This window comes from Bacteroides sp. 43_46, assembly GCF_001915455.1.
GTDB classification, from domain to species: Bacteria; Bacteroidota; Bacteroidia; order Bacteroidales; family Bacteroidaceae; genus Bacteroides; species Bacteroides caccae.
Genome location: NZ_MNQN01000038.1, coordinates 1 through 12,430 on the forward strand (window position 1 = coordinate 1; position 12,430 = coordinate 12,430).

The window sequence follows — 12,430 nt, forward strand, 5'->3', positions numbered from 1 at the left end:
TTTTATTGTGTAAAATAGTCGTTTCTCTTGTCTGATTTATGCCTGGATTGTATCTAAATGATATGAAAATCTATTAGTATTTTCCTATCTCTTTATTTTGATATTCGAAACTGTTGTTTTGAGAAATATGCGAATGTCGAAAAAATATCTCCGATTACCACTTTTTATTTTATATTCCGTAATCCCCTGATTTGTAGTTCACATTAATAGTCTTGTTTTCAGACTCGGATTATCTGTAACAGAAATGAATACAATTCTGTATCTCCTTTAATATTCCGAAATTTGCAATATGAAATTTAAGTATGTTTTGGAATTGGCTAAAAGAGATAAATGAATGATTGTTAGTGAGAGTAGAATTTATATAGGTTTAGTTTGCTTTTTATTATTACTGTCTTTTTCTTCTTGTATTGATGAGACTTTTACAAATAATAATGAAACGGAAAGTACTTTTATTTCGATAAGAGGAATAGGAGTGCAGGGTAATACACATCTGGGAACGGATCCTGATGACTATATCGTTGAAACCCTTCGTGTACTGGCATTTGATAAAACAACTAAAGATATTGTTACCAATGTGCGCTATACTGCATCAGAAGGTGATATTATACGTCATACTATTAATCCGGGAACATATGACTTTGTTTTTCTTGCTAATGAACCTGCTAATATCCCCGTTTTAAATCAATTGAAGAGTATTTCCAATTATTGTGATTTAGATAATATCGCCTATCCTGAACGTTTCTTCACGTCCGATCAAATTATACCCATGAAACAGGAGATTAAACAGGTCACTGTTTTATCCAACGGGCAAGGGGCCCGATTGAGTGACAATACGGAAGTAACTATATTGCAACTTGCTCTTGAAAGATTGGCAGTGAGGATAGATGTTGTATTGGAATCAGATGATGAACTGGAGGATATTTTTTCCGGACTTATATTTCAAAACATTCCGGATGCGGTACCTCTTACTGCCAATTATCAGGGAGCGATAGGGCAGAGTAATATACGTACTTTTAAAAAGGATACGGATGGAAGTTATTTTTCAGCTGAGACTCCTACTGAGGGGAGAGTATGGGCAAAGAGAGTAAACCGGATTATTTTACCTGCCAAAGAACTGGAGGTGACAGAGGACAAGGCGAAGGCTGTGGTACTCACTGTAGATATGGGAAACCACTATAGCCCTTCTTGTGAACTGAAGATTGTTTCGGAACCGGTGAATTATAGCCTGCCGATAAATACAATGTTGTCATTCAAGGGAATTGTAAAAGAACCGTTGGAGGTAAATATCAAAGCTTCCAAGTGGACGGATGAAAATAATAACTGGAATATAGATGACTTGCGCATACTGAATGTTTCACATACGAAAGTGTCGATAACCGATTTTAATGGTGCTCGGATTTCATTTTCGTCAAACATGCCTGTAGTCAGAGTACTGCCCGAAGTGTATAATGTAACAACCGGTGAGATAGTGGAAACTAACCGTATCTTTAATAGCTTGGTAGCTCAAAGTACAACAGACTGGACTACTGCTCCTGAACGGTTTATGTATGCCGCCAACGGACAAGAGGGGACGGGATATATGGACCTTCTGGCTGACGGATGGTTGATAAAGGATGAGATATTTGACTATATAAAGAAGTCTCCAAATCTGACCGGTACATATAAACTGACGTTATCTGCTGAAAATACAGATGGCAGTAATGCTTTGCAAAGGGATATTACTGTCACGATAGAACAAAATGGAACACGTCTTCAATTCTATCATCCGGCTGTAAATCCGGCGAATGGAGCAACAGGATATGCCGGAGCTTTTTGGAAAAATGACCAGTGTGGAGAGCGCATCATTACGGGACAGCTTGCCAGAGAAGGGGCAGATGCCGTAACGATAGTAAATTGGAGTGCGCGAGTAGATGAAGACCCTGATAATATGGTAATCCTGAGCACTACTCCCAGCTTTGATCCTAATGTCGGAACGGCTAATCCGGGAGTTGCTGAAAATTTCCGTGTAACACCCAATTTGCAGAAAGGAGAGGATGGCAAGAATGTTTCCGGTAAAGGACGTATTTACTTCCGTATCGGACTGACAGAAACAAATCCTGATCCGGCTACTCCAAGGTATGCGACTGTGAAATTGAGATATTGGTTATGGGGGTGGGGGGATCAGCCTGTAGAGGCAACTCTTTATTTGAGACAGGGAGAAACCCCGGATTATTTATATCCCGGACGGGTAGGGTCGAGAAAATTTGCTGTTTACAATATGACTCACAAAAATTTTCTGGCTACTCCGATGACAAACGATTTTAGTATCGTTGTGAATAGAAATAATGCTTCGGAAGTTGATTTCCCGACAAAAGCAGGGGCACATTTCCAATGGGGGCGACTAAAAGAAGGAGATTATGGTAGTTCTCCCGAAGATGCAGAAATGGATGAGGCATATAACGCGCTTGGCTATAGGGCATTGAATCCACATCCTGGCATGAATGCGATTGGGCTTGAAGGCTGGGGATGGAGCTATTACAAAAACTATCAGTATCTGACATGGGATAACGGAATTCCGTCAGAAAGCTATAGTACAAACCTGGAAATTTGTCCTGAAGGTTATCATCGACCGAATGATGGTAGCATAACCGGAGGATTAGTGGCTTCACATAACAGTACAACTACGGAAGCGGAGGCATCAGAATGGAGAGCATCCATATTTAAAAATCCGATGACAGGTGACGGTAACCAAGGGTATAAATCGGTTAGTCCGGAGTCTGGAACTCAAGCTAGTTCTCCTTCATATTATGCTCCTGTAACTCTTCCTGATAATATGACTTTTGGGTTCTATGCAGACGGGTATTTTGATAGACGTCCCATAGAGCAGAATTTGATTAATGGTGATTTGATACAATATGGAGTTACTATAAAAAGTGCGAATGCCGCATATTGGGGATGTATTTTTTTCAATGGAGTTAAGTCATTGTTTTTTCCTTCCGCAGGCAGACGGAATTACGGTGTGGGAGGAGCAAATGAAGCGGGGGTATTGGAACATCCTAGTGCCGGCTTTTATATGACAGCATCAGCGGCTGATATCCCTGAACCGGAAGGTGCTGATTATGTTGATTGGAGTTCTGTGTGGAATATAGAATTAAGTTATGAAGGGACAGCACCTGTGAGCACTTCATTTAAAAACGGGTTGTCTTTGAGATGTGTTAGAAATAAATAGAGAATGAGGTTACAGATTAATATATATATAATCCTTTGGTTGCTTCTCTGCATGATTTCTTGTGTGAAGGAAGAAGATTTTTACTCTACGGAGACCGAAAACATTGAGCAAGTCAGCATAGAACTGTTTACAAGGTTAAGGTCATTTGATACTCCTGTGTCCAGGGCAATAGCGCTGGAAGATGATGTAGACAAAGACCCCTGGATACTTGTATTTACTGGTGGCGACGGTACGGCTGGCAATGCGGTATTTGCAGAAGCGGCACAGGCAAATATTAATGTTGGAAATAAAAGTTATGTTTTGCTTAGACCACAGAGCGGCAAATCATGGGTATTGATATTGGCTAATCCTCAGGATAAATTTTATGTGGGCAGTATGTCTTACGACTTTTCGGTTGACAATTTTAATGACCTGTTCACAAACAAGACGCTTACTAATGTGACAGCTTTGCTTTCAGCTATGCCAATGACTGCCGGAGTTGTAGTTAATGCTCCGCCATTCGTAAACAAGATGTTGTCGATGAGTTATTTGTATGAAGCTACTGAGGGAATTAACGTAAATACGAAAATCGGTACGTCTACTGTACCTTTGGAACTAACACGTGCGGTAGCCAAGATTGTAGTAAAAAGTACAGTTGCTGATTTCACCTTATCAGGGATACATTCGGTGTACAATATGAATAAAAATACAGTATTGCATAATCTTTCCGGCAATTTGGAAACTGCGGCAAGTATGGTAGATTATATTAGAAATGATGCAAATGAGGATTTTGTTTCTGCAACGGCTAATGTAACTGACCCTATATATGTATATGAAGCGAAAAGCGGAACCGGTGCCTATATGATAATACGTGCATTTTATAAAGGGCTGGAATCTTATTATAAGATAGCGATCGCTGATGATGAACTCAAGTATATAGACATCAAGCGTAATCATGAATACAGATTTACAATAATATCGGCCAATTTTCCTGGGTTCGGCAGCTATACTGATGCTCTTTTGGCTGAGCCCAATAACTTGGCTTTGAAATGTAAAGTTGAAATAATAGACCTTTCTTCTTTTGAGATTAAAGCCAATAGCGAATATTACCTTGCTGTAAGCAATCGGCTTTGTATGATATATGATGATATCAATTCAGAACATCAATATCTTGCTTTTACGTTGACAACAAATTGTACTTATGCACATAAGTTTTCCGATAAGAGCAATTATATAAGAGTGACGAATGGTACGATGACTATTGTTGCCCCGGCATCCCAAAGAATATCTTCTGCCTCGGATCCGAATACACCGTTCACTGTGGATGTGGTAGTCAAACTTCCTACCGGTAGTATTGACAATTCGAGCATTAATATAAAACTTGGTAACATTGAACAGAAGGTCAGCGTGATAAGAAAGGATATTATTCCTGCAGCAGGAATGGTCGTAAATTATTATACGCAGAATTCAGGTATCTATGATTTTGACTATTATCTTCTTTCGGCTAAAACAGATACAGATATATCATGGATTACGATGAAAAATAAGTATGGTGGCATTAGTGGCGATCCTAATAGTATTCAAGTCGGTGACGGAATAATTGATATAGATATAGCATCAGCTTCTTCCGCAAGAAATGCCGTTGTCTATCTTACGACTATAAAGAATCCGAAAGAACCTCTGGAAGATGATAAAGATATACCGAAACGGATCAAGATATATTTTTACCAAAACGGATCTTGATAATAAAATAATAAATGCATTAATATTAAAACTAGGAAATTTGGAAAAACAGGTACACATTAGACAGAGAGATGCAGTGGATGCTGCCGGAGGAATATTTAAGTATATGCCTGCTTATAATCATAATCCGGCGGCCAAAGAGATAAACTATTTTTGCCTGACCGGGTACATAGAAGATGGTGATGATAATCCTAAAGATTGGATTAAATTACGTCCGTCAACAATGACTCATCGAGATAATACGGACCATATCATTGTGGAAGACGGAAAGATATTTATTGAGATATTGCCTAATAACAGTGTTGATTCGAGAAGTGGTATTGTGTATTTGACAACAATAATACCCAACGGATCATCTGTAAATGGTAGTACTATGCAACGTATCAAGATTGATATTACTCAATTGGGCATATAAAACAGTAAATGTAAGATAAATGAAGAAGATTCTTATACTCATATTATTAATGTCCGGGTGTTTTATTCTTGAAAGCTACGCCCAAAAGGTTGCGTTGAAAAGTAATTTGTTATATGATGCTACCGCTACCATGAATCTTGGTTTAGAATTCGGGCTGGCACGTAAATGGACATTGGATGTACCGGTTAATTACAACCCGTGGAAACCCGATAACGGTAGACGTCTCCGCCATTGGGGGATTCAACCGGAGATTCGTTACTGGTTCTGCGAACGTTTTAACCGAACATTTATCGGACTACATGGTCATTATGCTGATTTCAATATAGGGGGCTGGCCCGACTGGTCTTTTGTGAGTGGGAATATGCAGCAAAACCGTTATCAGGGACATCTGTATGGTGCGGGATTCTCGGTAGGGCATTCGTGGATATTGAAAAAACGCTGGAGTATTGAAGCGTCCTTAGGATTGGGGTATGCATATATTGCATACGAAAAATATCCTTGCACAACGTGTGGTACAAAATCGAAGGATACGAGTAAGAATTACTTGGGACCGACAAAGGCTAGTGTGTCACTTATTTATGTCATTAAATAGTATAATCATGATGAAAAGAAATATATATTGCGCTGTATGTCTGCTGACTGTTTTGTGCTTGGACATGGTTCCGGCTACAGCTCAGACTCGTTCTTATGACGGTACTATCACTGTGAAACCGATACAGCTGGAACAGAAAGGAGATTTTCTTCATATTGATATTGATTTTGATTTGAAAGATGTAAAAGTGAAGTCTACTCGCGGGGTGGATTTTATCCCACAGTTGGTGGCTCCCGAACGTATGCTGAATCTTCCGAAAGTCTCTATTAAAGGACGTGATGAATATCTGGCTTACGAGCGTTGGCTTGCGGTGATGAGTATCAAAGAAAAGAAGAACTATGATAAACCTTATGCGGTAGAAAAAGGAAGTAAGGTGAAAAATGGTGTTCTTCCATATAGGTATATGGTGCGTTACGAACCATGGATGGAAAATGCACGTTTGGATGTGCAACGTGACGAGTGTGGTTGCGGTGAGATAAAATCGATGAACGTAGAGCGTTTGGTGGATAAAGTTACGCTTGAACGTGTATTACTGCCTTACGTCGTAACCCCCCATTTCGCTTATTTGCAGCCGAAGGCTGAAGAAATCAAACAGCGGGACATACAAGCGGAATGTTTCTTAGATTTTGAGGTGAATAGGATAAATATCCGTCCCGAGTATATGAACAACCCTCAAGAATTGGCTAAAATCAGGAAGATGATTGATGAATTAAAGTCGGATCCGAATGTGAAGGTCAATCGGTTGGATATTATCGGCTATGCTTCTCCGGAAGGAACGTTAGTGACTAACAAACGTCTGTCCGAAGGACGTGCCATGGCTTTGCGTGATTATCTGGCTTCCAAATATGATTTCCCGAGAAATCAATATTACATCATTTTTGGTGGTGAAAACTGGGACGGTTTGGAAAAAGCACTGGATACAATGGAAATAGAGTATAAAGATGAAGTATTGGATATTATCCGAGATATACCTATTGAAAAAGGGAGAGAAACAAAACTTATGCAGCTTCGTGGGGGAGTACCCTATCGATATATGTTGAAATATATATTTCCAAGTCTGCGTATAGCTATTTGTAGAGTGAATTATGAGGTCAGGAATTTTAATGTGGATGAAGCAAAGGAGGAAATAAAGAGACGCCCGCAGAACCTGAGCCTGAATGAAATGTTTCTGGTGGCTAATACTTATCCGGTAGGTTCACAAGAGTTTATCGATGTGTTTGAAACGGCTGTCCGGATGTATCCGAAGGATGAGATTGCGAATATAAATGCAGCTACTGCTGCTCTTTCGCGCAATGATCTTATTTCTGCCGAACGCTGTCTGAGTATGGTAGATTCGATGAAAAAATTACCGGAGTATAGCAACGCAATGGGAGTATTAATGTTACTGAAGGGGGAATATGAACATGCGGAAGAATATTTAAATGTCGCATACGAATCGGGACTCAAAGTTGCCGGATATAATTTGGAAGAATTAACTAGAAAGAAGGCTAATGCCTCTGAATTTAGAATTAAAAATAGGGATAAATAAATTAATTACAAACGCTTTTATTAAATTGTAGAAACAATGAAAAAGAAGAATTTTTTTATGTTGGCACTTGCTGCTATTGCATTTGCTGCTTGTAGTAATGAAGACATCGTTCCTGGTGGGAAGGATAATAATGATGTAGTGAACTTAGATGGTGATGCATGGGTTGCGTTAAGTGTCCAATCAACTAAAACGCGTGCGTTGAATACTCCGAATCAGGACAATGGTACGGCTGATGAGAGTAATATTACTGCTGTAAAAGCTGTATTCTTTGATGGGCATGTTAACACAAGTGTAGTAACAAAAATTGTAACGTTTAGTGATGAAAATATCAATAATTTGCCCAACAGAACAAGTGCATTTAAGGTACCTTCTACGTCTAAAGCTGTATTAATCATCGCTAACCCGCAGAATCTGGCCCGGACAATTAAGGAAGGTGATAAGTATGAAGATGTAAATGAGATTGTAACACTTTCAACGGAAGCAGAAGTTACTACAGGTGTTGCCAAATCCGGTGGGTTTGTTATGACAAACGCTAAAGGTGATCTGGAACCCTCGGAAAGTGATGGGACTGCGAAGAACTTAGCCTTATACAGTACTGCAATAGCAGCTACTAACTCGCCTCTGACTATTAGAATTGATCGTATATCGGCTAAAGTACGTGTATACGTAAAAGCTGATAGCGGTGATGATGATGATCTTAGTGACAATGCCACTATTGATAAGGTTAATACTAAATGGTATTTGAATGTAACCAATAAGAAGTTTTTTCCTGCGTCTAAGAGAATTAAGACAGCAATGAATTCATGGACTCCATATGATCAGTATAGCATTGGTTCATATAGACAAGACCCGAATTATGAAGATAGTAATATTGGTAAGTGGGTATCTTCTACTAATCATTCAGATTATGATTTAAATTATTTTTATGTAACGTCCGCTACAAATTCTATCACATGGAATGATCTGGCTACTGCTAAATACTGCTTGGAAAATACACAAGAGGAAGGCTATAATGTACATGCTTATACAACACATGTATTGTTGAAGGTTTTTTATGCTCCTACAACAATTAAGAATCAAGATGAGTCTAAGGTGACTTTGCTTAATGGAGAGGACTGGTTCAATATGAATGGTGTATTTTATACTCCGGCTTCTGTTTTAACGTATATTGAAGAAGAATTGACTCGTAAATATAAATCTGGTGAACCGGCCGAATATCCAACGGGAATAACAGACCTTTACAACGAATTTATAGAAGCACTTGGCGAAGGTGATGATACTCTTAATCCGGTAAATATTCCCGCTGCTAAGGATGATGCTAAAACTCCGGAGCAGATGGCTTCAGACATTAAAGATGAGTTTGCAGCATTAGCAGGAAAAATAGCCACAAAAAGTGCAGGTGGCAAGACTCTGAAAACTGTTGAATATTACTCAAAAGGTATTTGTTATTACAAAATTATGATTAAACATGATGATAGTCCCACTATAATGAATAAATTGGGTGAGTTTGGTGTAGTCCGTAATTCGGTATATGATATTACTGTAAATAAGATTGATAATCCTGGCTATCCTTCTATTCCGGATCCGGACCCGATTACACCGGATGAAGAAGAAGACCGTTATTTGTCCATTAAAATTGAGGTTAACCCATGGACTTGGTATTCGCAAGTTGAACCTCTGTAATTTTATATTCATTGTTTTATTGCGACTTGAGGTAAAGAGGGGACGCTCTCTTTACCTTTAAAACAAACAATAGGAAGAAAAATCGAGAGCTATCAATAATTTCAAAATTTATAGCTTGATAGAAATTAGAAGAATAGAAATATGAACCTAAAAAGCCTTATATGCCGTGTTACCTTGGGGATTCTCATTGTTAGTTCCTGGACAATGGTTTCTTGCGATAGCTTTAAAGAAGATTTGCCGGAATGTCGCTTGTCTGTAAAGTTCAAATATGATTATAATATGGAATTTGCTGATGCTTTCCATACGCAAGTCGATAAAGTGGAACTTTATGTTTTTGATAAAGACGGGAAGTTTTTATTCAAACAGGCAGAAGAAGGTGGTTCGCTATCGACAGGTAATTATCTGATGGAGGTAGCATTGCCGGTGGGGGAGTATCAGTTTGTAGCATGGGCAGGTGCACGTGATTCATACGATATTACTTCGTTAATTCCCGAGACTTCTACCATTACAGATTTGAAATTGCAGTTGAAGCGTGAGGAGTCTCTTATTATTGACAAAGAATTGGAAACGCTTTGGTATGGTGAGATTATCAATGTAAATTTTACAGGAACAATTCATCAGACAGAGACTATTAATCTTATAAAAGATACAAAAAGGGTGCGTTTTATTTTCCAGAGTTATGCGAATAACTGGGAATTAAAGATGAATGATTATGATTATGAAATTCGTGAGTCTAACGGATATTTGGGACATGATAATTCCTTACTGGATGATGATGTGTTGAGTTTCCGTCCTTATCATATGAATCAGTTGAATTCTTTTTCTGCTTCGGTAGACTTGAACACAATGCGGCTGATGAAAGATAGAACAACTCGTCTGGTGATTACGGAAAAGTCGACGTCAAATAAGGTATTTGATATCAACCTGATTGATTATCTTGCTATGACTAATATGGAGGATAAAAAGATCGGAATGCAGGAATATTTTGATCGCCAAAGTAATTATCATATTGTTTTCTTTCTCTCTGGTTCATGGCTTGCAATGAAAATTGTCATTAATGGTTGGACTGTGTATTCGCAGACAGAAGGAGATTTCTAATAGAAAGAGTTAGACAGAGGGAGAATTAGAAGGGGCCGGGTTATTATCAACCTAACCCCTTCGTTATTTATAAAGCTTCAATAACTTCATGCTGTTTCTGCATGAAAACGATACGTTGTGCTTCTCCGCTTTCAGAAATTAGAGTGGAGTGACGTTTTAAAGACAGAATCCAGTCACGTTGCATCTGACAGATATGCGGACTTTGTGAATCCATTGAATTGATAGAATATACCCGTAGCAGACTGATTCGATAATTTGCTTTTTCGATATAACTATAAGTAGCTTCAAAGTTTATGTTAGACAAATAGAAATATACCTTTCGTCCATTACTAAACTCTCCTTTACTTGACAGATGTTCGATAAGTGAAAGCAATTGGTGAAGTTCTTCTTTCAGATGACGTACATCCTCCGGTGTTATGAGATTCAGACTGGCAAAATACTTGATTTCATTGACGAATGAATGAAAAATGCTAGTGTCCCAGATAAAAAAAGTTTTCGGGCATTGTTTCACACTTTCACTCAATCTTTTATGCGCCTGTTCTATTCGTTTTTCTACACGCATATCCGATAAGGAATGGGGAGTTTTAATCTGCCCGTGCTGGTATAGCCACCGACAAAGGCGGAATTTGGATAAATATTCGTAAGAAGAATAAAGTGTGAAAGGCAAGAGGTTGGAGGCTGTGTATATCTCTGTACTACTATCTTCTTTCACATAGTCAAATATCTGTTGGTAACGATTGAGAATCTCATAATAATTCTCTATCGCATTAGGCGAATGGAGGAGATTCAAATCAAAAGTAACTTTATTGGAATGATGGCTACCAACAACTTGGTCGATAGAAATTCCTAATTTGGAAGATATAGTAGCTATTTCTTCGATAGAAAAAGAAACTTCCCCTCTTAGTCTGCGATAGACAGCTTCTTTTCCCATGAACAAGATATCCGCCAGGACGCTGGCAAGGTTTTGTCCTTGCGGAACTCTTTCTTTCATAACTGCAATCAATTCATTCAAAATACCATTTTTCATTGTTTGTTCTTCGTTTTTAATATGAATAATATTCGTGATACATTTAATGCAAAATTAAAGTTTGTATTTGAAAGATTTGTGTGGAAAAACAGGTATAAGACAGGAGTGAATTTTCTGATTAAATATAACAGATAGGGGTGACGGACATATAATGAAAAAAAGTAGATAAGTATTTTATCTACTTTCATTTATTGTAATTATGGATTTTGCATCTTTTTGTTTTACGAAAAAAATGAATTTAAAGAGTATCAATGATTTCCCTCTGCTGTTTGAAGAATTGGATACGTTGCATTTCACCGCTTTCAGAAATCAAGGTGGAGAATTTCTTTAAAGACTGAATCCATTCCTTTAAGCTACAGAAGATTTCATTGTCCATTGTGGTCAGAGAATTAATGGAGTAAACGCGTATCAGGCTTAGTTGGATGTTATTAGTTTCTACATAACTGTACGTTGCCTCAAAATTAATATGCGACACATAGATACGAACTGTGTTACCATTCTCTGTTTTACCCTTAGTGGCAAGATCTTCCAGTTCGTTTGTCAGGAGGAATAATTCTTTCTTGATATCTTCTTTAGCTTCATTTGAAATAAGATGAATGCTGGAAAAGTATTGGATATCGTTGATGAGGTGCTGAAAGATCATACTGTCCCAGATATAATCAATAGAATGGAAATGCTTTGTCATATCCACATAGTCCTTTTGGATATTAATCAATTTCTGCGGAAGTTCCAGTTCCTCAAAACTTTTACATTGGATATATTTATTCTGATACATCCACTTGAATAAACGGAATTTTGCCAGAAGGTCATGTTTCAGGTAAAGCGTTTGTGGAATGATGTTGGAAGAAGTTCCCAAAGAAGAATTCGGATCGTCTTCCAGTGTATTAATTAGTCTGACGTATTTATATAATATATTATAGTAGCTTTCGAAAGGGTCATCGTAATCTACAATATTCATATCAAACATCGCATTGGATTTGAAACTGATTCCTATAATTTTATCCAGAGATATCCCTAACTTTCTCGAAACGAGAGCCGCTTCTTGTAAAGTGAAAGGGACCTCACCACGTAACCTTCTATATACGGCTTCTTTGCCTATATAGAGAGTATCCATTAACATATCTGCCAGTTTTCCTTTGAGTGGAAGCTTTTCTTTC

9 protein-coding genes are annotated in these 12,430 nt (G+C 38.1%); 7 read left to right on the forward strand and 2 right to left on the reverse strand.

Annotated features, from left to right (window positions below):
• Window positions 1-472 precede the first annotated feature (472 nt).
• The 7 genes from BHV72_RS03700 to BHV72_RS03730 all read left to right on the forward strand — a co-directional run bounded on the left by BHV72_RS03700 (window position 473) and on the right by BHV72_RS03730 (window position 10,246).
• Entirely contained in the window at window positions 473-3,208 is a 2,736-nt protein-coding gene (locus BHV72_RS03700) for a hypothetical protein (protein WP_286854775.1), read from the forward strand.
• A gap of 3 nt (window positions 3,209-3,211) precedes the next feature.
• Window positions 3,212-4,930: a hypothetical protein gene (locus tag BHV72_RS03705; RefSeq protein ID WP_286854777.1), complete on the forward strand. Its 1,719-nt coding sequence runs from the start codon at window positions 3,212-3,214 to the stop codon at window positions 4,928-4,930.
• Window positions 4,931-4,970: 40 nt separating this feature from the next.
• The gene (locus BHV72_RS03710; RefSeq protein ID WP_022043091.1) at window positions 4,971-5,345 is read left to right on the forward strand and encodes a hypothetical protein; all 375 of its coding nucleotides are present in this window, start codon (window positions 4,971-4,973) and stop codon (window positions 5,343-5,345) included.
• A gap of 19 nt (window positions 5,346-5,364) precedes the next feature.
• Window positions 5,365-5,937, forward strand: a complete 573-nt coding sequence (locus tag BHV72_RS03715) for a DUF3575 domain-containing protein (protein ID WP_286854780.1) — start codon at window positions 5,365-5,367, stop codon at window positions 5,935-5,937.
• Window positions 5,938-5,944: 7 nt separating this feature from the next.
• Complete coding sequence (locus tag BHV72_RS03720) at window positions 5,945-7,465, forward strand: DUF3868 domain-containing protein (RefSeq protein ID WP_286854781.1); 1,521 nt, start codon at window positions 5,945-5,947, stop codon at window positions 7,463-7,465.
• Between the two features lie 36 nt (window positions 7,466-7,501).
• Window positions 7,502-9,148: an Mfa1 family fimbria major subunit gene (locus tag BHV72_RS03725; protein ID WP_286854783.1), complete on the forward strand. Its 1,647-nt coding sequence runs from the start codon at window positions 7,502-7,504 to the stop codon at window positions 9,146-9,148.
• 141 nt (window positions 9,149-9,289) lie between these two features.
• On the forward strand, window positions 9,290-10,246 hold the full coding sequence (locus tag BHV72_RS03730; RefSeq protein ID WP_195414738.1) for a FimB/Mfa2 family fimbrial subunit: 957 nt from the start codon (window positions 9,290-9,292) through the stop codon (window positions 10,244-10,246).
• A 67-nt stretch (window positions 10,247-10,313) separates the two neighbouring features.
• Here BHV72_RS03730 and BHV72_RS03735 read toward each other — a convergent pair whose 3' ends face one another.
• Both BHV72_RS03735 and BHV72_RS03740 read right to left on the reverse strand, forming a co-directional pair.
• Window positions 10,314-11,273 carry a hypothetical protein gene (locus tag BHV72_RS03735; RefSeq protein ID WP_286854786.1) on the reverse strand — a complete coding sequence of 320 codons (960 nt, stop codon included), beginning with the start codon at window positions 11,271-11,273 and terminating at the stop codon, window positions 10,314-10,316.
• A 238-nt stretch (window positions 11,274-11,511) separates the two neighbouring features.
• The coding region (locus BHV72_RS03740; RefSeq protein ID WP_286854788.1) for a hypothetical protein at window positions 11,512-12,430 on the reverse strand (919 nt) is incomplete at its 5' end.